20 protein-coding genes and 2 tRNA genes are annotated in these 21,135 nt (G+C 40.3%); 5 read left to right on the top strand and 17 right to left on the bottom strand.

The genetic code is table 11. The features are described from left to right. Positions 1 to 24: 24 nt before the first annotated feature. The 6 genes from ACPPVU_RS17765 to ACPPVU_RS17740 form a co-directional block, all read right to left on the bottom strand. On the bottom strand, positions 25 to 1,698 hold the full coding sequence (locus ACPPVU_RS17765) for a cbb3-type cytochrome c oxidase subunit I (RefSeq protein WP_426667885.1): 1,674 nt from the start codon (positions 1,696 to 1,698) through the stop codon (positions 25 to 27). Positions 1,699 to 1,700: 2 nt separating this feature from the next. Next, entirely contained in the window at positions 1,701 to 2,147 is a 447-nt protein-coding gene (locus ACPPVU_RS17760) for a cytochrome c oxidase subunit II (protein WP_426667884.1), read from the bottom strand. Positions 2,148 to 2,156: 9 nt separating this feature from the next. Next, positions 2,157 to 2,285: a cytochrome c oxidase subunit 2A gene (locus ACPPVU_RS17755; RefSeq protein ID WP_426667882.1), complete on the bottom strand. Its 129-nt coding sequence runs from the start codon at positions 2,283 to 2,285 to the stop codon at positions 2,157 to 2,159. A 52-nt stretch (positions 2,286 to 2,337) separates the two neighbouring features. After that, positions 2,338 to 3,255, bottom strand: a complete 918-nt coding sequence (locus ACPPVU_RS17750; RefSeq protein WP_426667881.1) for a helix-turn-helix domain-containing protein — start codon at positions 3,253 to 3,255, stop codon at positions 2,338 to 2,340. 198 nt (positions 3,256 to 3,453) lie between these two features. Next, entirely contained in the window at positions 3,454 to 4,092 is a 639-nt protein-coding gene (locus ACPPVU_RS17745) for a peroxiredoxin (RefSeq protein WP_426667879.1), read from the bottom strand. Positions 4,093 to 4,246: 154 nt separating this feature from the next. After that, entirely contained in the window at positions 4,247 to 4,567 is a 321-nt protein-coding gene (locus tag ACPPVU_RS17740; RefSeq protein WP_426667878.1) for an SDR family NAD(P)-dependent oxidoreductase, read from the bottom strand. Positions 4,568 to 4,709: 142 nt separating this feature from the next. Between ACPPVU_RS17740 and ACPPVU_RS17735 the strand changes: the two genes are divergently transcribed. Further along, positions 4,710 to 5,633: a 2OG-Fe(II) oxygenase gene (locus ACPPVU_RS17735; RefSeq protein WP_426667876.1), complete on the top strand. Its 924-nt coding sequence runs from the start codon at positions 4,710 to 4,712 to the stop codon at positions 5,631 to 5,633. An 879-nt stretch (positions 5,634 to 6,512) separates the two neighbouring features. On the opposite strand, the gene ACPPVU_RS17730 is transcribed toward ACPPVU_RS17735, so the two are convergent. From ACPPVU_RS17730 to ACPPVU_RS17705, 6 genes are all read right to left on the bottom strand, one after another. After that, positions 6,513 to 7,313, bottom strand: coding sequence for an SDR family NAD(P)-dependent oxidoreductase (locus ACPPVU_RS17730; RefSeq protein ID WP_426667874.1), 801 nt, complete (start codon positions 7,311 to 7,313; stop codon positions 6,513 to 6,515). Positions 7,314 to 8,123: 810 nt separating this feature from the next. Continuing rightward, positions 8,124 to 8,960, bottom strand: a complete 837-nt coding sequence (locus ACPPVU_RS17725) for a helix-turn-helix domain-containing protein (protein WP_426667873.1) — start codon at positions 8,958 to 8,960, stop codon at positions 8,124 to 8,126. Positions 8,961 to 8,988: 28 nt separating this feature from the next. Continuing rightward, a complete protein-coding gene (locus ACPPVU_RS17720) occupies positions 8,989 to 9,720 on the bottom strand; it encodes an SDR family oxidoreductase (protein WP_426667872.1) in 732 nt (243 codons plus the stop codon). Positions 9,721 to 10,035: 315 nt separating this feature from the next. Continuing rightward, positions 10,036 to 10,120: transfer RNA gene (locus ACPPVU_RS17715), tRNA-Leu, on the bottom strand. A gap of 50 nt (positions 10,121 to 10,170) precedes the next feature. Then, a tRNA-Gly gene (locus tag ACPPVU_RS17710) sits at positions 10,171 to 10,243 on the bottom strand. Positions 10,244 to 10,335: 92 nt separating this feature from the next. Then, complete coding sequence (locus tag ACPPVU_RS17705) at positions 10,336 to 10,818, bottom strand: regulatory protein RecX (protein ID WP_426667871.1); 483 nt, start codon at positions 10,816 to 10,818, stop codon at positions 10,336 to 10,338. 56 nt (positions 10,819 to 10,874) lie between these two features. Here ACPPVU_RS17705 and ACPPVU_RS17700 point away from each other — a divergent pair, with 56 nt between their 5' ends. Together ACPPVU_RS17700 and ACPPVU_RS17695 are read left to right on the top strand one after the other, a co-directional pair. After that, a complete protein-coding gene (locus ACPPVU_RS17700) occupies positions 10,875 to 13,337 on the top strand; it encodes a bifunctional UDP-N-acetylmuramoyl-tripeptide:D-alanyl-D-alanine ligase/alanine racemase (RefSeq protein ID WP_426667869.1) in 2,463 nt (820 codons plus the stop codon). A gap of 15 nt (positions 13,338 to 13,352) precedes the next feature. Continuing rightward, positions 13,353 to 13,946, top strand: coding sequence for a DUF502 domain-containing protein (locus tag ACPPVU_RS17695; RefSeq protein WP_426667868.1), 594 nt, complete (start codon positions 13,353 to 13,355; stop codon positions 13,944 to 13,946). Here ACPPVU_RS17695 and ACPPVU_RS17690 read toward each other — a convergent pair. Further along, on the bottom strand, positions 13,930 to 15,165 hold the full coding sequence (locus ACPPVU_RS17690; protein ID WP_426667867.1) for a TCR/Tet family MFS transporter: 1,236 nt from the start codon (positions 15,163 to 15,165) through the stop codon (positions 13,930 to 13,932). The genes ACPPVU_RS17695 and ACPPVU_RS17690 overlap by 17 nt on opposite strands. A gap of 36 nt (positions 15,166 to 15,201) precedes the next feature. Continuing rightward, positions 15,202 to 16,425 carry a TCR/Tet family MFS transporter gene (locus ACPPVU_RS17685; protein WP_426667866.1) on the bottom strand — a complete coding sequence of 408 codons (1,224 nt, stop codon included), beginning with the start codon at positions 16,423 to 16,425 and terminating at the stop codon, positions 15,202 to 15,204. 116 nt (positions 16,426 to 16,541) lie between these two features. Between ACPPVU_RS17685 and ACPPVU_RS17680 the strand changes: the two genes are divergently transcribed. Then, positions 16,542 to 17,702 (top strand): TlpA family protein disulfide reductase, encoded by a 1,161-nt coding sequence (locus tag ACPPVU_RS17680; RefSeq protein WP_426667865.1) that lies wholly within the window; start codon positions 16,542 to 16,544, stop codon positions 17,700 to 17,702. A gap of 56 nt (positions 17,703 to 17,758) precedes the next feature. Here ACPPVU_RS17680 and ACPPVU_RS17675 read toward each other — a convergent pair whose 3' ends face one another. Genes ACPPVU_RS17675 through ACPPVU_RS17665 form a run of 3 tightly spaced genes read right to left on the bottom strand, consistent with a single transcriptional unit; the run spans position 17,759 to position 20,377 of the window. After that, complete coding sequence (locus tag ACPPVU_RS17675; RefSeq protein WP_426667864.1) at positions 17,759 to 18,466, bottom strand: TIGR00730 family Rossman fold protein; 708 nt, start codon at positions 18,464 to 18,466, stop codon at positions 17,759 to 17,761. Next, positions 18,463 to 19,974: a sodium:solute symporter gene (locus ACPPVU_RS17670; protein WP_426667863.1), complete on the bottom strand. Its 1,512-nt coding sequence runs from the start codon at positions 19,972 to 19,974 to the stop codon at positions 18,463 to 18,465. Before ACPPVU_RS17670 ends, ACPPVU_RS17675 begins: the two co-directional genes overlap by 4 nt. A 49-nt stretch (positions 19,975 to 20,023) precedes the next feature. Further along, positions 20,024 to 20,377 carry a four helix bundle protein gene (locus tag ACPPVU_RS17665; protein WP_426667862.1) on the bottom strand — a complete coding sequence of 118 codons (354 nt, stop codon included), beginning with the start codon at positions 20,375 to 20,377 and terminating at the stop codon, positions 20,024 to 20,026. Positions 20,378 to 20,517: 140 nt separating this feature from the next. Between ACPPVU_RS17665 and recR the strand changes: the two genes are divergently transcribed. Beyond that, on the top strand, positions 20,518 to 21,135 hold the full coding sequence (gene recR / locus ACPPVU_RS17660) for a recombination mediator RecR (protein ID WP_426667861.1): 618 nt from the start codon (positions 20,518 to 20,520) through the stop codon (positions 21,133 to 21,135).

Here is a 21,135-nt window from a genome sequence, read left to right as displayed (position 1 = left end):
TTATTAAGTTGATAAACAACGGCTTTACTTTTCGATATTAGAAGGGCTTTCCGTCTGAAACTGATTTTTTACCGGCTTACTGTATTTGAAAACACTCATGAGCGCAGGAACATAAGTAAACATGACCAGCACCACACTGACTATTAGCCAGGGCTTCATATTCAAAAGTAACGGAATTGGCTTTTCTTCATGAAGCTCTTCAGATTCCGGTAATATGATTTGTTGCGGTTGGGTGGCTTTGCCAAGGGCGGTGGCAAAGAAAACGATGAAATATAGTACCGCCGTTACGCCCATCGTCATTCCACCTACCATTGTGAGCGTTGTTGTACTAACCCAGTGTTGGTTAAATAAGGGGCTGTCAGGGTTGGTATAAGATAATCCCAGGTTGGTCCGTCTCGGTTCGCCCATTAAACCTCCGGCCATCAATCCGTGCGATAAAAGAGCAACGCCAATCATCCATACATAAGGAATAATTACTGCCAATGACTTGAACTTGATAACTTTGCCGGAAACGCTGCTATAAATGTAAAGGCTCATCCCAAAAATCATCAGAATTGTAGGACCTGCAATTATCAGATGGAAATGTCCTGGTACCCATGCGGTATTGTGAATCATTTGATTCAAGGCATATGAGGCATTTACAATACCTGACACTCCTCCGAAAATGAACAGAAACAGCCCGCAAATAAAATAGCCAAAAAGATAATTGTCCCGCTGAAAGTAGGGCAGTTTGACCATCCATCCGAACAGCCCTTTTGCGCCCCGTTTTCTTCCCGCGTATTCAAGGGAAGCGCCAACTGTAAAAGCAGTCATAAAACTTGGCAGGGCAACACCATAAGTAAGTATGCTTACCCATAGTTTAGTGCCTGGAGTAAATACAGGCTCACTGAACTGGTGGTGAACGCCGACAGGTGCAGATAAGATAAGGAATAACAGGAAAGCAAGCCTGCCCGCATTACCGGAATATAGCTTGCCACCGGCTACTTTTGGCAATATGGTATAATAGGCGGTGTAGGCCGGCAGTAACCAAAAATAGACCAGTGGATGCCCAAACATCCAGAAAAGCATTCTTGTTAAAGGAACATTTACGGTATTGGTTAAACCTAAGGACCAGGGTGTTAAAATTACAAGGATTTCATAAACTACCGGAACCGACCCGAGGATCCACATCGAAAAATTGACAAAAGTACCCAATATGGCCAAAGGCATTTTTTTGCCGGGATTCTCTTTTCTCCATTCGAACCAAATTTTTACCCAGCCAAAAAAGGCGATCCAACTGCCGATGATTAGCAACGCGGTACCAATATAAAAAACGGCAGAGTCTCTTAAAGGAGCATAAAAGGTATATAAAGCCTGTGCGTTACCAGTAACCATAGCTTCAAAGTCCATTAAAGTGCCTGCAACCATCAGAATGATAGATATCTGGTAGGTTAACTTTGGCGGTTCTTTCTTTAGGTAGTGAGAAAGGGTGATGTGTCCGAATACCACAGCAAAAAATGTGGTAAGCACAAGGGCGTTAATTACCCCGTGCATAGTTAATCCCTGGTAATAATTGATACCTGCAACCGCAGGTTGATGAATTACCCCGGCGCGGTAGATCGTTTGCATTACACCATTATATACACCGAATATAAACAGTGTCATCGGCATAAATAAACCGGTAAGTATTACGGTTTTATAAGATTTACTAATGTTCATAATTATCTTTTATCTGTTACAATTATTTTACCCATCATATATTGATGGCCGGCCCCGCAATACTCATGACATACTATCCTGTAAATGCCGGGATCGTTAAATGTAATGGTGGTTTTGCTCACCCCACCGGGTACAGCCATCAGATTTACCCCTTTTAAAACGATATTAAAGCCATGCACAACGTCGAGAGAAGTGAGGTAGAGGTCGATTGTACTTCCGGATGGTATGGTGATTTCATCCGGATCATATGACCACATATGCGCCACCGCATATACCTCGTAGTTGAGATCATCAACTTTTTTGATATGCGGTTTTTTGAATACGCCAGTATAAGGCACACAAGTCGGAACGTCTATCTTTCTGCTGAAAGCATTGTATATTATTGCAAATAAAAAAATTGACAACAGTCCTCCTGTAAGGGCCATTACCCTTAATTCGTGCTTATCCATAATAATAAATTAAAAGTGCCTGTCTAATTGAAGATTATAAATACTTACCCACACTAAGGCGGTAAAAGCCAGTAGCAAAATGACAAAGGCGATCGTGCCTGTTGGTTTAAATTCCGTCTCTTCGATTTCTTCGTTCATACATCCAATTCTTTAACGAATCAAAGGTAGTATGCTGAAGAGGCTGCTTGTTTTACTGTTTTATGGAATCAATGACACTTTTTACTGAAAACGGGGATTGTTTATTATTTTTCTTGAATTCTTCGGGTGAAATGCCCTCGTTTTGTTTGAAAAAGCGGGAAAAATAGGAGTTGTTCTCGAAATTTAGCAGCGTGGATATTTCACTTATATTTTTATCTGCATTAACCAGCAGTCTTTTCGCTTCCAGCAATATCCTGTCTCTGATAAGCCGGCCTGCAGAAACACCCTTTATGTGCTTACAGATGGCATTTAAATGATTCGGTGTTATAAAAAGCATTGCTGCATATTCTTTGGGCAGCCGTTTGGTCAGGTAGAACTGCTCTATTTTTTTTTCAAAGTTCCTTACCTGTATTATATAGTTCTGGCCGGTTTTGGGTTCAAAAGGAGGCGATAATTTTCTATTTACAACAGTAAATAAATGAAGTAACTGAAACCGGATCACATCAAAACGGGAGGGGTCGGTAGAGTTATATTCCGCAGTGATATTTTTTAGCAGATCTGTTATAAATAATTCATCTTCCCCCATATCCACGAAAGAATGAGTACCATTACCTATAAAAAAAGTAAAGTCTTTTATATAGTGCGGGTTTGCTAGAAACGTGCTGAAAAAGCTCTCACTGAAGTTGATGATTATTCCATCAGTTGCATCATCGAATATCCATTCATGAATTTGTCCCGGAGCCAAAAAAAACATGCTCCCCCTTTCAATCTGATAAGCATTAAAATCTATAACATGAGCTCCGTTACCTTCAGTAATATATAAAACCTGGTAAAAGGTGTGCCGGTGAGGGAAAATGAGCCCCTTGCTGTTATGAATAAAATTATTCAGTTTATAGATTGCCAGATCGTTTAAAGGGAACCTTGCTGTATCAACGTCGCAAATACCGAAAGTTGGGATCTGTTTTAACATGGAAACAAAGCGAACTACAATTAATTCAAAGTTAGTCAGAAATAATCAAATTGATCTTTGTTTTAGTTGATAAAGAAGATCACGAGTTGTACTTTGAAGAATTTAGCATGCGGGCCACAAGCCGGGGACGCTTGCGGCCAATGTCATTAAGTTATAACTTAATGACATTGCGCTTGGGCAGCGAGGGGGATCATCAAATTATTTCAAGCCGGGTTGAGGTGTATAACGCAAGTAAGGCTTCACTATATTTACGCCTTTCGGGAATTTGTTATACGCATCTTCTGTTTTCACACCAGGAGTGATAATCACATCATCCCCCTGGTTCCAGTCTGCTGGCGTAGCTACGCTATAATTTGCGGTTAGTTGCAGGGAATCGATCACCCTTAAAATTTCATTAAAATTCCGGCCTGTGGAAGCGGGATAAGTTAACGTAAGCTTGATCTTTTTATCCGGGCCTATAATGAATACGGAACGTACAGTCACGGTAACCGAAGCATTGGGATGGATCATGTCATAAAGCTCCGAAATAGCCCTGTCTTTGTCCGCAATTAAAGGGAAATCAACGTCGGTATTTTGCGTTTCGTTGATATCTTTTATCCAGCCAAAATGGTCTTCCACATCATCTACGCTGATGGCCAGAACTTTGACGTTTCGCTTTTTAAATTCTCCGTTCAGTTGAGCAGTACGACCCAGCTCCGTGGTACATACCGGTGTATAATCTCCGGGATGGGATAACAATATCCCCCAGTCGTTGCCGAGGTATTCATAAAAATCTATTTCACCAATAGTGGTTTGTGCTTTAAAATCGGGAGCGATATCCCCTAAACGTAAGTGCATCTTCTTAATTTTAAACTTGTTAAATAATAAGTAAACGTACAGGTTCTGAATACTTTTTTCTGGTGCTATTCATTGTAATTGTGGTACATTCCCTTCTTGTTCACTGCCTATACCGGAGAATTATTGGTGCTGTTTATCCCGAAAAAATTGAAATCTACAGAGGAAATATATAGCCAGGCGTAAGTATGGTTACCTTGATGCCATGCTTGTCCACCTCGGCGCGGAGACAATCGAAATAGCCGTGCAATGCATGTTTGGCGGCGGCGTAAGCCGCGCGCATCGGCGTTCCTATTTTGCCCATTACGCTGCTAGTCACCACAAAATAACCAGAACCTCGCTCGATAAAATGCAGCAAGAGCGCTTTGGTTAATATGATATAACTGAAATAGTTAAGCTCCATCACTTCTCGATGAACGGCAATCCCGGTCTCTGCAATAAGCGCACGTTGTGAAATACCCTCCGCCCGTTCAAGCATTTTTCTTGAATGCCAAAGATTTAAGCGTCCCGCTTAAAATAATAAACAACTTTTAATGGCTTTCTGATTGGCATTGCATGAAATAACAGCTCCCGGTTTTTAATTTAAGCGAGACGCTTAAAATTTTATGTGTCCAAGCAAAATGCTTGGACAGGCGGGGATATTTACTCTACCAATAAGCAAACAAATTGCCCAAGAATTTCAAATGAAATTATTTGTATATTGCTCTCAATTTTTTTATATGGAACTTAACAGAACATCATTGGCTGACATTATTGTCGAGAAACTTGAACAGAATAAAGAATTTCTAAAGTCAGATTTTTTAAAACCTAATCAGATAAATTCTTGTCTAATTGACGATTTATTACCAGAAGAAATAGCTAAAACAATTTACGAGTCATTCCCCTCTCCTGAAGAAATGGCTATTCATAAGTCTTTAAGAGAAAACAAAAGGATTGCTGCCCAAATGGATCTCTATAATCCGTTACTTGAAGAAATTGTTTATGCATTTCAAGATCCACGTATTGTTCAGGTAGTTGCGGATATCACAAATATCAAGGAAATGACGCCGGATGAACATCTTTATGCAGGAGGAATAAGTCTAATGTCAAATGGTAATTTTTTAAATCCACACTTGGATAATTCCCATGATAACGATCGTGAAAATTATCGGGTTATCAATCTTTTATATTACGTAACGCCGGATTGGAAAGAAGAATATGGGGGTAATTTGGAGCTTTGGGATCAAGGTACAAAAAAAAATCAACGAACGATACATTCTAAGTTTAATAGATTAGTATTGATGATTACTAATAGAAGCTCTTATCATTCAGTAAGCAAAGTCACGTCGGAAGGAAAAAGATGTTGTGTTTCAAATTATTACTTTTCCACAAAACCAGCAGATGATAAAGAATACTTTCATGTTACTTCTTTCTATGGAAGACCTGAAGAGCCGGTTAGGGATATTATATTAAAGATAGATGCAATATTAAGAAATTCGGTTAGAAAAATGACTAAAAAAAGAATTGTAAAGACAAAACATATTTATAAGAAAGGTCAAGAATAATTACTGGTTGCATAGTATTGTATAAGAATTATAGATACGTGGACCTGATGAATAATGAGTTCCACTTATCAGACCTAGTTTAAAAAATTCAAAGATGAAAAAGCTGTTTTGGAATTAGCTTTAGATCATTAGAAAAAAAACAAAGTCGATACGAGCGATGATATGATCGAACTCCTATTACCTGAACTTTCCAACATCTATCAAATATATGAGAAGGGTAATATCATTCATAATCATACCCTGATTAGGGGGGCAAAGATAACCTGCTATGGGGTGGGGTATGTTTAGAGCCGCTTTGTCGATCCGGTGTTCTATTAAAACGTGTTGAAAGTCAAAGAGAGAGGGTTGCTTTTTTACGAGCAACCCTCTCAGATTTTCGACCGGAACCCGGTCCAGTACTCAGAGCGGGAAATTAATTGAACACATTTATGGCTTCCTGATGATTGTAGAGCGGATTTTGCAGAAATGTGCTGATAAAAATCCTGACAATCAAAGCGAATATTTGCTGTGATTTTCTTATTCAAGGTGTTCAAAAAATTTAACATGCTGGATTTTTGAACACCTAATTTAGTGATACCCTCTCACACAAATACACGAACTTGGAGCATGGAATCATATGGTTCAGTCTCCCGGAATATACACCTTATTCCAAAATATAGATAAGGGTTTGAAAGATTTAAGGGGGATCGCGCCGCTCAAAAATTAAACGGAGAAAGCCGCCAGATTCTTTAAATCATTCATTAAATGGTTCGAGTTTAGTCCGATTCGGGCTACTAAAAAATCAATAATTGCACATACCTATTGGTTTTTTTATTTTCGAGGGAGCCAAATTCTCGTAAAAAAGGCGTTCTGACCGGTTTGTATTGCAAAACGAAGCAACTATTTCGGTGTCCCGAAACGTGAAATCAGCCGGGTAAACAGTCCCGGCAGAAAGCGTTTAACAAAAAGCGCCAGTCTTTCTTCACCTATAAATTTGCCGATATAAGGCTCGTAAGTTTCATTTTGGATAGCCTTTATAATTTGTCCGGCAGCTTTATCGGCTGAAAACCAGCCATTGATCTGTTCAGATTTACTGCTGAGAAAACTTCCGTCACCTGATATTACAGATATCGGCGTATGGATATAGCCGGGCGTAAGTATGGTTACCTTGATGCCATGCTTGTCCACCTCGGCGCGGAGACAATCGAAATAGCCGTGCAATGCATGTTTGGCGGCGGCGTAAGCCGCGCGCATCGGCGTTCCTATTTTGCCCATTACGCTGCTAGTCACCACAAAATAACCAGAACCTCGCTCGATAAAATGCAGCAAGAGCGCTTTGGTTAATATGATATAACTGAAATAGTTAAGCTCCATCACTTCTCGATGAACGGCAATCCCGGTCTCTGCAACAAGCGCACGTTGTGAAATACCACCATTATGCACCATGATGTCGATATGCCCGAATAGTGCTATGGCGATAGGTACTTTCGCTTCCAGATTGGTGCTGTCGGTCAGGTCGAGTGGGAGGATATGTATATTGTCAGTATGGGCGCAATTATTCTTTACCCGTTCTAATTCAGCTATTCGTCGGCTTGATAAGATAAGTTTAGCGCCTTGGCGCGACATCTCGCAGGCCAGGGCTTCACCAATACCCGAAGATGCGCCCGTGATCCATATAACCTGGTCTTTAAGTGATTTCATGAAAATTATTTGGCCTAATTTAATAAGAGACTTCCGGATTATAAATGCTTTTAATTTAGAATATTAAATACTGGTAATTAATTAACCTGTAAATGTCTTAAAACTTAATATATTTTTTGCAGGTAATCGAAAGCCAGACAGAGTAGCAATAGAGATTAATAAAACTAAAACGTATGTATGTTTCATGTTATAGGTTCAGTCGAATAAAGATAGCTATCAATATGTAATATTATGAAAACGGACCAGTCCGAAAATTTTTGGGGAAGTGAAATAAATATAATCTTTGCGGGAGAATAAAAGAATACGAATAACTCGTGCAGAGCGCTTACGAAAGACTTGATTCTTAAGATCAGTGAATACAATAAATGCAAGTTACTGATAGCTAAACTATTACAAACTTGCATTTCTGTCTAAGTACCGACAGCGAGAAATTAATTGAACACATTTATGGGTTTTTGATGGTTGTAGAGCGGATTTTGCAGAAATATGATGAGAAAAATTCAGGCAATCAAAGTGAATTATTGCCATGATTTTTCTTATCTAAGGTGTTCAAAGAAATTAACATGCTGGATTTTTTGAACACCTTTTATAATTCATAACTTCAGTCCATCTAACAACTCGTTTTTTATTTGACTGTAGTTTAGATTGCTAAATAATTCTCAATTATAAGTTAAGAACAATGTCAGGTGATGAGGTAGAATATGACATTCCACGTCTAAAATAAAAAAAAGCTTAAATTGGAGAATACAGGATTCCCGGGTTATCGCTCATTATGTTTCCGGTACAGCCGCAGCGCAGTTTCGATGCATCTCAATCCATTTCAAGTGTCCGCTTAATTTTCGAAGGGTTATAACCAAAATAAGTTTTGAACGATCTTGAAAAATGAGCGAGGTCCTCAAAACCAATTTCAATATACACATCGGAAGGTTTTCGCTCTGAATTTAATAAGATTTCGCGGGCGGCCTGCAATCTCCGTTTTAAGAGCCAGGCACCCGCCTGCATACCAAATATCTTCATAAAGTCCCGCTGAAAGGTGGAAAGGCTTCTCCCACTCAGTTCGGCAAATTTGCTCATCGGCACGTTGAACCTGAAATTGCGTTCCATGAATTCTGCCAAGTCGAGCTTTCCGGCCTGAGTTTCCGTAAATAACCAGGTGGCCATTTCCGGGTGCTGTTCCAGCAGGCAGATCAGCATTTCCACCAGTTTATGGCGGGTCATAGCCGCGCTGGGATGGGTACCTGCATCCATATAAGCAACCAGGGAGCGGAACAGGCCGGTTAAAGACGGGGTAGGCTCCAGCAAAAGCACCTGCCCGGTTGAAGTGGTTCCGGGCCTTTCTTTGGGTGATTGGTGCTGCATGGCCTGTCGCTGCAAAAAATCTTTTTTCAGCAATAGGTAGATTACCCTGAATGCAACTCCCGATGCAAGCGGACGCTGTTCGCATTTGACCAGGGCATTACGGCGAAGCAAAAAGGAATCGCCTGCCCGGTAAATGCTTTCACGGTGACTCTCCATTACCCGCATTTCGCCGCTGACGATATGGCAAACCACATGCTCAGGTATATAATCAAAGCGCGCATGTTTGCAGGTCGTGCTCCTGGCGAAATGCAGGTCAGGAGAATTCATCGCTTGCCAGTTCCGGTCCATCTGTATTCCTTACGGAACGCTAATTTAGTTAAATAAATGAACCGAGTGGTCGTACAGTAACGTCATTAATCGCGACATTGCCCGGCTGGCTGATGGCATAAATGACCGCATCTGCGATTGCCGAGGCATCCAGTCTGTCAAAATTCCCCATACCCTCGGCCATTTTAGCTACCTTGGGGCTGGTAATGTCATGCCCAAGTTCTGTAGTAACAGCACCCGGATAGATGGTAGTTACTTTGATCTTGCCTGCCGTTTCATCGCGCAAAGTTTCCATGATGGCACGAACAGCGAACTTGGTGCCGCTGTACACGCCACTGCTTTGGAAAATCCTTTTACCAACTATGGACGAGGTCGCCAGGATATGGCCCGTACCTCTTTCCAGCATATGGGGCAATACGGCGTTGATCCCATAAAGCACGCCTTTAATGTTCACGTCGATCATTTTATCCCACTCCTCCACGTGGCCTTCTTCAAAAAAGGACACTGGCATAATGCCTGCATTGTTCCACAACACGTCCACCCGGCCAAATTTTTGAATGGCCCGGGCAATCAGCCGGTCGACATCACTGCGAAGGGTGACGTCTGTTTGCACAAACATCACGCTTTCGCCTAATTCATCGACCAAAACCTGTAATTTGTCTTTCCTTCTCGCAGCAAGCACTACTTTAGCGCCCAATCCGGCCAGTTTCTGCGCAGTGACTGCGCCCATACCGCTGCTCGCACCGGTGATGACGATCACTTTATCTTGTATATTTTCCATGATTTAAATATTTAAAACCAAGGTATCCCGGTCGTCCACTGGAAGTTTGCTTGAAACGGTCAAAAGAGTTGACCCAAACGGTCATCTGCTGAAGAAACTACCGGCCAATTTTAATTATTTGAAAATCACTTTGCGTAATTGTCAGATTGGGTTCGACTATCAACAAAACAGAGGAGATGGGAATGAAAACACCTTTATTTTGTAAGTTATTGATAATAAATAAGTTGAAGTATTGTTGTGAACTATTTTAAATCCGCGACAGTGAAGGGGAAATTCGAGCACAAAAACAAAAGCCAGCTAATCAGCCGGCTTTTGTACTCAGAGCGGGAATCGAACCCGCACTCCTTTAACGGGAACAGGATTTTAAGTCCTGCGTGTCTACCAGTTCCACCATCTGAGCATGGGATTAACCTTTTAACAATAAATCCCTTCTTTTGTGGAAGGGATTAGAGCGAAAGACGAGATTCGAACTCGCGACCCCGACCTTGGCAAGGTCGTGCTCTACCAACTGAGCTACTTTCGCATTATTCACAAACTACTTTCGCGTTTGCGGAGTGCAAATATAGACAGAAATGCATATTCTGCAAGCAGGTAATGCATTTTTTTTTGTTTTTTTTATAAGTCGCTGGCTTTCAAAACGTCTGCTATCAGATCATTTTCATATCCGCGGCTCAAAGCATACTGATGCAACTTGTATTTCCGTTCATAAGCATCTTTTTCACTTAAAAGTGTTGCTTTTTTTTGAATTACCTTATGCAGCATCAGCAAATAATCGTCTCCGTTGATGCTGTTCAATGCCTTTTTGATTAATGGATCGGATACCTTTTTAAACTTCAGGCCTTGTTTTATTTTGTTTTTACCCCAGCCTTTCTGATTAAACTTTCCTCGTGTGTAAGCATTGGCAAAGCGTTCTTCGTTCAAAAAATTACCGGCTAACAATTGCATGATCACCTGCTCAACTATATTGGAATATAGACCCCATTCATATAACTTGTCACGTACTTCCTGTTGCGAGCGCTCCTGGTAAGCGCAGTAATGCTCTGCTTTTGCTAATGCCGTTTTCTCGTCGGTGATCTTTATTGATTTCTGCTCATCCATCAAACCAAAGTTGTTAAAAATTCTTGTATTGGCAGAAATATAAGCAAATTCGTAACATGCTTAGCGACCATTACCCTATAAAAGAAATACAGCAGATCATAGGTGCCTCAGGGACTATTATTAACGATAATACCATTAGTACTTTGCTTACTGATAGCCGACGTATTACTAATGCTTCAGAAGGTTTGTTTTTTGCGTTAAGTGGCAGGCGAAATGGTCACGAGTTTGTGGCAGAAGCATATGCAGCAGGCGTGCGTAATTTCGTGGTAAGCCATCAAACCGAAATAAAAATGCCTGAGGCAAATTTTCTTTTGGTAGATGATGTTCTTGGTGCCCTGCAAAAATTGGCAGCCTGGCACCGCAGCCGTTTTAATCTGGAAGTGATTGGCATAACTGGCAGCAATGGTAAGACTATTATTAAAGAGTGGCTATACCAATTGCTGGCTTCGGATAAAACTATTGTGCGAAATCCCAAAAGCTATAATTCACAGATCGGGGTACCACTTTCTGTATGGCAGATCGGTGAGAAAGACGATCTTGGCATATTTGAAGCCGGTATATCCACCACTGAAGAGATGTCCAGGTTGGAAGCTATTATAAAGCCTTCTATAGGTGTATTAACCCATATAGGTCCGGCGCATGACGAAGGCTTTAAAAATCGAAAAGAGAAGGTACTTGAGAAATTAAAGTTATTTGCACACTGCAAATTGCTTATCCATAATTATGATCAACTGATCGATTATAAAAAAAATATCTCCGTTAAAGATTGCTTTAGCTGGAGTACAAAATTTAACCAGGCCGATCTGTATGTTTTTGCTGAGACGGTGATATCCCGGAATTTTTACTTGCGTGCAAAATATAAAGGCAAGGAGATAGAATGCCTTATTCCTTTCCTGGATGAGGCTTCAGTAGAGAATGCCATCGTATGCTGGGCAACTATGCTGGCAATGGGGTACAGCCCCGTTGAGATTGATAAACGTATTGAACGTTTGAGTCCTGTAAGTATGCGGCTCGAACTTAAAAACGGTATCAATAACTGCTCGGTAATTGATGACTCTTATAACTCAGATGTACAATCGCTGGAGATCGCCCTTAATTTTTTAAATCAGCAAAACCAGCATCCTACACGTACATTGATACTTTCTGATATATTCCAGTCGGGGCTAACACAGGATATATTGTACCGGCATGTGGCAAATTTTATCAAAACCAAAAAAGTAGATAAATTTATTGGTGTAGGTGAGGCTTTAACAGCCCACCAGGATTATTTCAGTCTGGATAAAAAATATTTTTATCCAGATACTGCCACCTTGTTACAGTATTTAAACTCCTTAAATCTTGATAATGAAACCATTCTGATAAAAGGAGCGAGGACCTTTGAATTTGAACGGATAAGCCAGGCTTTGAGTTTGAAATCACACGAGACCGTCATGGAGATCAACCTGAATGCTTTACTCAATAATCTTAACTTTTATAAATCAAAGTTAAAGCCGGGCGTGAAGATAATGGCAATGGTAAAAGCTTTTTCGTACGGAAGCGGAACTTTTGAAGTGGCTAACATGCTTCAATACAATAAAGTGGATTACCTCGCCGTAGCCTATATTGACGAAGGAGTGGCTCTGCGCCAGGCAGGAGTTACTTTGCCTGTGATGGTACTTAACCCGGAAGTTTCGGCATTTGATAAATTGGTTGAATATAAATTGGAACCGGAGGTATTCAGCTTTAATTTGTTGGATGAGTTTGTGAAATATTTCCAGTCACACGGCCTGAGTAATTACCCCGTTCACCTGAAAATAGATACCGGTATGCACAGGTTAGGTTTTGAAGATTTTGAGATAGATATTCTCTGCGATATGCTGGAAGAGAACAGGTATATTAAAGTCCAGTCTATTTTTTCACATTTTGTAGCAAGCGACGCTAAGGAACACGATGCTTTCACTCAAAAACAGATCAAACGCTTTGAACGTGCATTTACGAAGATCGAGAAGGCGCTGGGTTATAAAGTGATTAAACATATATCAAATACTGGTGGTATAATACGATGGCCTTCTGCACATTTTGATATGGTGCGGTTAGGGATAGGCTTATACGGGATAGACGCTTCCATACCAGTTGAATCGAAGGTATTGCAGCCTATTGCCGCTTTAAAAACAAGTGTATCGCAAGTTAGAAAAGTGTTGGCTAATGATACCATTGGGTATAACCGAAATGGCAAACTGAATAAAGCCGGTAAAATAGCCACCGTAAGGATCGGATATGCTGATGGCTACCTGCGCGCGTTTGGAAACGGGGTAGGGAAAATGCTGATCAAAGGAACGCTTGTGCCAACCGTTGGTAATATATCAATGGATATGTGTACGCTGGATGTAAGTAATGTGGATGTTAGAGAGGGGGATGAAGTAATTGTTTTTAATGAAGAATTAAGAATAGAAGAACTGGCCAGGGAAATAGGCACTATCCCATATGAAATATTGACTAATGTTTCGCAAAGAGTAAAAAGAGTGTACTTTTATGAATAGAAATATACTACTAAAATGAAGAAGCTCTTTGGAGTAATACTAAACTATTTTGTAAAAGGACTGATAGTAGTTGTGCCAATTGGTGTCACCGCATATTTGATGTACTGGGCTGTCTACAAATTAGATAGTGCATTGAACTTGAGTGGGTTTTTTCTGACAGACAGTAAGGGGAAACCCATTTATATTCCGGGGTTAGGTATTTTAAATGTGCTGTTAGTAATCATAATTGTGGGCATATTGCTCACAAACGTAGTAACTGATCCCATAAAGCGCTGGATTAACCGTTGGATAAATCGTTTGCCTATTTTTAAATTTCTTTACTCATCTATCAAAGATCTGACCGAAGCCTTTGTAGGTGAAGAAAAAAAATTCAGTGAACCTGTTTTGGTGGAGGTGAATGAATTTGGGTTAAAAAAAGTCGGTTTCCTGGTTCAAAAAGATCTTACCAAACTAAATCTGCCGGGAGAGGTAGCTGTTTACTTCCCGTTTTCTTATTCATTTGCAGGTCAGGTAATTATTATATCAGCTGACAAGGTTAAGCCAATAGATAAGGGTGCTGGAGAGATGATGAAGTTTGTAATTTCAGGTGGTGTTAGCGGGTTAGAGTAGTATCCTTCCTGAAGCTCCGGACTACCAATAAAATGCTGACTAACATTAATAAAGCCCCAAATATGTAGGGTGACCCGGGGAAATAGGCAGACGACTCGCGGTGAGCGAAGAATTTGAAGCTATATCCCATCAAAAGCGGCCCGGCAACCAGGCTGATGCTCGAAAGCAAAGTTAACCCGCCTTGTAATTCGCCCTGTTCACTGGCACCAAATTTACTGGTGATGAATCCTTGTAATGCCGGCGCCGATATGCCGCCAAAACAATAAGGAATCATATACAAATAAACCTGCCAACCTTTAGCAGCAAATGCTATGAGTGTCAGACCTGCACCGTAGGAAATTAAACCTATGATGATAGTTCGTTTTAATCCCCACAAAGGTATCAGGAATCTGATTATCCAGCCCTGTATGCATATCAACAGCGCACCAATAAAAAGCCCAAGGTAACCGACGCTGCGCATTGACCATTGGAATTTCTCATATACATAAAAAGGCAATTGGTATTCAACAGCCTTCTGAGCAATGTAAACCAGTGTGAAAGCTACAGCCAGACTAGTTAACGCTTTATATTTACCCAATTGAATAAATGAGCCAATCGGATTTGCCCGTTTCCAGCTAAACGGCCTGCGATGCTCTTTGTCGAGAGACTCCGGCAGTACGAAATAACCGTAAAAGGCATTGAATAAGGCAGCCCCTGCTGCCACCATAAAAGGTATTTTGATGTTGATGTCGCCTAAGAATGCTCCCCCGCTTACGCCAATTATAAATCCCAATCCAGAAGCTGCGCCAACAATACCAAAGTTTGCAGCTCTTTTGTCGCCTGTGCTTATGTCAGCTATGTATGCCGTTGCGGTAGCCATGGTGGCCCCGGTAATGCCCGCTATTGTCCGACCAATGAAAAGCCAAAAAACCGTCGGGGCAAAAGCCATAAATGTATAGTCAATACTAAAGCCTAATAACGAAATGAGTAATATAGGCCGCCTGCCAAATCGGTCGCTAAGATTGCCCATTATAGAGGAAAATAATATTTGCATTGCGGCGTACGTGAAAGTAAGCCAGCCATTAATCTCTGAAGCTACAGAATAATCAACACCGCCAAGTTGTTTTAGCAAATTAGGTATAACGGGTATAATAATAGCTAAACCCATTACATCAATAAAAATGGTGATGAAAATAAACCCGAGTGCGGCTGATGTTTTAGTTTTAGGTTTTATGTCCATATTGGAAAATACACAACATCTGAAATCTCAGGATGTTTAAATAGCAGGTTTATTTTTCTTAAATGATAACACAGCCAATATAGCACTTATCAGCATCAAAACAGCCCCGATGGCATATGGCGCTCCTGGAAAGATGAACGGTGTATTCGGTCCTGTGAAGTAATGAAAGGCCCAGGTCATCGATAACGGGCCAAAAATGGCACTTAAACTCATTAAGCCGGTTAACCCTCCCTGCAGGTTTCCCTGTTCATTAGCGGGTACACTGTTACTCATGTATCCCTGTAAAGCGGGGCCTGCTATACCGCCCAGGCAATAGGGAACAAGAAAGGCAAACATCATCCAGCCTTTGGTAGCAAATGCGAACAGGATGAGACCTATACTATAAAGAACCAGGCCCATCCATATACTCCGTTCGTTGCCAAGCTTTGGGTTAATAAAACGGATAAGCCCGCCCTGCACTAAAGCAATTAAAAATCCCACAACACCTAACGATATACCTACTAAAGTTTCGGTCCAGTTGAATTTATAGATGGTATAATAGGTCCATACGCTTTGAACAGCCTGCACGGCAAAATATATAAGAAATAAAGATGCTGCCAGGCCGACAACCGATTTATACTTGTTTAATTGAATTAATGAGGTGAAAGGGTTAATCTTTTTAAATTCAAGAGGTCTCCGGTTTTCCGGGGCTAACGATTCTGGTAAAATAAAATAACCGTAGGCAGCATTAAGAAAAGCTAAACCCGCAGCCGCTAAAAAAGGATATTGTACATTGTATTTACCTAATATGCCACCAATTACAGGGCCAATTATAAACCCGAGACCGAAGGCAACGCCCACGAGGCCAAAGTTCGCCGCCCGTTTTTCAGGCGTGCTGATATCGGCAATATAAGCGTTGGCTGTAGTGAAGCTCGCGCCGGTAATTCCTGCGATGATCCGGCCTATGAATAGTAAGCCTATGGTAGGGGCGAAGGCTAAAAACAGGTAGTCAATACCAAAACCTACCAGTGAGCATAATAAAACAGGCCTGCGGCCATATTTGTCGCTCAGGTTGCCGATGAGGGGAGAGCAAAGAAATTGCATAATGGCATAAACGGCAGTTAACCATCCGCCGTAGAGCGAGGCATCGCTTACATTTCCGTGTATAAGGTGCTCAATCAGTTTAGGAAATACCGGGATGATGATTGCAAGGCCCATTACATCGATAAGCAATGTGGCAAAAATGAATCCTAAGGCAGCCTGTTTTTTAGGTTTAAGCATGGGCGCAAAATATAAATTATACTTAAATATTTTTTATTTTTTAAATTACATTATTCTAAACAATTAGTGATCAACACTTTCGTTTTATAGCTGCCAATTATTTGTAAACCTGTCATATGAAAAACCCAAAATTCTTTCTGTTATTAATCGGACTTCTTGTACGTGATAACAGTTTTGCTCAAACGGATTCGCACCTCAGATTGTCAGATCAAAACCCTGTTGCCGGAGAAAAAATCACGTTGACATATGATCCAAGGGGTACTAATGTTGAGGGTAAAAAGTATATCAAAGCTTCTGTATTTTACCTTGACTTTAAGAGTTGTACAGTTGCTGATATCAAACTTAAAGCACAAGGCAAATCATTTGGAGGTGAATTGATTGTGAATAATCCTGCCAAGGCCTTCTATATAAAAATAAACACAGGTAACGAAGTAAATAGCCATATCGAAAACGGTCATTTATACATGATATATAAAAATAATCAGCCTATTGAAGGTGCTTACGCTTCGGAGGCATATTTTATATCCAGTGGGATGGGAACTCATTATGCACAGATTAGAACAGATATAAACGCAGGAGTAGAGTTGTATAAAAAGGAATTTGCTCTTTATCCGCAAGGGAATAGTGAATATCAAAAAGCTTATTTGGAGTTATGGCCACAACTGTCTTATGCACGTTTTAAGGCTTCACAGAATGAAATACAGGTGGATACGCAACCGGGTGAACATTATAATTCGATAGATCAGCTAAGGTCTGATCTCGCTAAAACAATGGTCAATTATCCGGCGCCGATGTTTACCCTAAAGGATTTGGAAGGAAAAGAGGTTAAATTAAGTGATTTGAAAGGTAAAACCGTTATCCTGGATTTTTGGGCTACCTGGTGTGGGCCATGCAAAGCATCATTTCCCGGAATGCAACTGGCTGTTGATAAATTCAAAAACGATCCCAACGTGAGATTTTTATTTATTGACGTATGGGAAGATGGAGATTATCATTCTGAAGATATCAAGCCATTTATGAATGATCATAAATATACTTTTCATGTTTTATTGGATGAAAAGCAGTCAGCAGACAGAATAACCAAAGTGGAAGCAGCTTACAATGTTGGTGCGATTCCGACCAAGTTTATTATTGATAAAAATGGCATTGTCCGGTTCAGATCCATAGGAAATTCTGCTAGCCCTAATAAGGTACTGGATGAAGTAAGTACGATGATAGAAATGGCGAATTACCCAGATGCAGTAACTTCATCGTCTACAACAAATGCAGGAAAATAAATTTTATTGATAAACTAGAAAGCGATCTAATAGAACACAGATCGCTTTTGTTTTAATTAAAAATTCGGTTTCAAAACATACTTCTCATAGAAACGGAAGATATGCTCTGCGGCTTCTTCTGCAGTATCTACTAAACGATATAAATTAAGATCATCAGGACTGATATTATGCTCCTGTGCAAGCATTTTTTCTTCAACCCATTTAAATAATCCACCCCAATAATCAACACCCACAAAAACAATTGGGAAGCGTGCAATTTTTCCTGTTTGTATTAATGTGATCGCCTCAAATGATTCGTCCATTGTGCCAAAGCCACCGGGCAGTATAATAAAGCCCTGCGAGTATTTCATGAACATTACCTTCCTGATAAAAAAGTAATCAAACTCCAGCAGCTTATCCCTGTCGATATATTTATTATGGAACTGTTCAAAAGGAAGCTCTATATTTAATCCTACCGATTTACCGCCAGCTTCATAAGCGCCTTTGTTGGCTGCTTCCATTATGCCCGGGCCACCACCTGATATTACACCATAACCGCGCTCGGTTAATAAGCGACCGGCATCTTCGGCCAGTTTGTAGTATTTGCTATCGTTATGTGTACGCGCTGAGCCAAATATGGACACACATGGGCCTATTTTGGCCAATTTTTCAAATCCATCTACAAACTCGGCCATGATCTTGAATATCTGCCACGAGTCGGTAACCTTTATTTCCTGCCAGTTTTTGTTTTCAAAAGCATGTCTTATTTTTTCTTCACCTGTCATATCCTGTTATTCGTATTTTTTAGTTCTAATGTTGCATTTGCTTGTTTTGCGGATGAGGTGATCCACAAGCCTGCAAAAGTAATTAATCCGTTTATAATGATGAGTTCATTATCAAAAACATATCCGCCTAAAATTGTTTTGGATGATGTACTTAAGAAAAAGCATATTGCTGGTGATATCAAACAAATAAAAGGCACCAGCTTATCATAAACCTGGCGTTTACTTGCGAACAAGCCAAATGAGTATAAGCCAAGCAATGGGCCATAAGTATAAGATGCCACTTTAAATATAGCACTTACTACTGCATCGTTATTAATTGCATTAAATATAACTATGGTCAGCAGCATTAGTCCCGAAAATGCAATGTGTACCATATGCCGGGTTTTTACCATCGCTTTGCTGTTAACATCTTTGCTTTTATTAAAGCCCAGAAAATCGACACAAAATGAAGTGGTTAATGCGGTCAATGCCGAATCTGTGGTAGCGAAAGTAGCCGCTGTCAAACCAAGCATAAATACAACCGCCGGTATTACTCCCAAATATTGTAGGGCAATGGTAGGGTAGAGGTAATCGGTTTTAGCTACTGTAATGCCATTTCTTGCAGCATAAATATAGAGCAGCGCACCCACGCTTAAAAAGAAAATGTTGATGATCACAAATACCGTAGTAAAACTGAACATATTCTTTTGTGCCTCTTTGATGTTTTTCATGCTCAGATTTTTCTGCATCAGATCCTGATCAAGACCCGTCATGCCGATGGTAATAAATAACCCACCTAAAAACTCCTTGCTGAAATGAAATTTGCTTCCCAAAAAATCATTAAAAAAGAAAATTTTGGAATAACTGCTGTTTTTAATCGCATCTGCAGCTTCAAAAACATTCATGTTAAGGCTACGGCATATAAAATAGATCGAAAGAAATACGGATGAAACCAGGAACAAGGTTTGCAGACTATCAGTAATGATAATTGTTTTTAATCCACCCTTAAATGTGTATGACCAGATCAATACTAAACAGATCAGTACTGTGACAGCAAAAGGGATATGATAGTTATCAAAAATGAATCTTTGTAGCACAATAACCACAAGATAGAGCCTGAACGCTGAGCCTATCGTACGACTGATAAGGAATATGCCCGCTGCGGTTTTATAGCTCCATTTGCCAAGCGCCTGTTCAATATAACTATAGATAGAAGTAAGCTGCAGGCGATAATAAAGCGGTAGAAGTACCGTGGCGATAATGATGAATCCGGCTGCATTACCCAAAACAAATTGAAAATAAGCAAACTCATCTCCTGATGGAGCACCAACTTTCCCGGGCACGGATATAAACGTCACCCCGCTCAATGCTGTACCGATCATCCCGAAGGCCACCAAATACCACTTTGAATTGCGGTTGGCTACAAAAAAGGTGTCATTATCAGAAGATTTACGGGATGTAAGCCACGAGATTACAAGTAAGACAAGAAAGTAGCCGATTATAAATGATAATAGAATTAAAGGAGACATAATTTTTATTTAGTCCGGAAGTCGGAAAGTCCGCAAGTCCGAAAGATTATTATTCTAATGATTTTCGTAAAGCATTGATCATTACCAGAATCTCTTCGCATTGAGTGTAAATATTTGAAAATTTTTCTTCATTTATCAACTCACGCGCTTTCGCCAAATATAAACATCCTACAACTTCTATGTCTGAACGTAATGCATAAGTTAAAAATTTTCTGAACTCTGCGTTTGATTGGCCGGTAGAACCTTCAGCAATATTCAATGATACGGAATCGGCAGCACGCTTAATTTGCGATGACAAAACAAAAAGTTCTTCTTTGGGAAATGTTTTGGTTAGTTCGTTTACGCTGCCAGCTAAATCGACGGCTTTTTGCCATACTTTAAGCTTTTCAAATTTAAAACTCATAACTAATAAGGTCAGATTACTAATGACAAGGTATGGATAAAAAATAAATTTATGTCCTTACTTTCGGACTTGTACGGACTTTCAGACTTATGCGGACTTCCTGACTTTCCGACTTCCCGACTATTCCTTATCTTCGCATCATGAACTTTTCGTCAAAGTTGCTGGAGAATGCGGTGGCCGAGTTTGCTAAACTGCCGGGTGTGGGACAGAAGACCGCCTTGCGTCTGGTGCTTCATCTGCTTAACCAGGATAAGGCTGATGTGGAGAAATTTAGTGTCAGTATCAGTAAGTTGCGAAATGAAATTCAGTTTTGCAGCGTCTGTCATAATATTTCAGATCTGTCTGTATGTGAAATATGTTCCTCAGTAAAACGCGATCATTCCACAATATGTGTAGTAGAAGATACACGTGACGTAATGGCTATACAGAATACTGATCAATATAATGGTGTTTATCACGTACTTGGTGGCTTAATTTCGCCAATGGACGGAATAGGGCCATCAGACCTGCAAGTGGACAGTTTAGTATCCAGAATAAAGGAAAATGAGATAAAAGAAGTCATTTTTGCCCTTAGCGCTACTATGGAGGGCGATACAACGATTTTTTATTTGCATAAAAGGCTAAAAGATTTCAACATTAATATATCTACCATTGCTCGTGGCATAGCTTTTGGGGGAGAACTGGAGTACGTTGACGAGATCACCCTGGGGAGGTCAATTGCAACACGTGTTCCATATGAAAGTTCACTCTCAAGGTAA

Source organism: Mucilaginibacter sp. McL0603 (assembly GCF_049992945.1).
Taxonomy (GTDB): Bacteria; Bacteroidota; Bacteroidia; order Sphingobacteriales; family Sphingobacteriaceae; genus Mucilaginibacter.
This window is presented reverse-complemented; position numbering and strand designations above follow the sequence as displayed.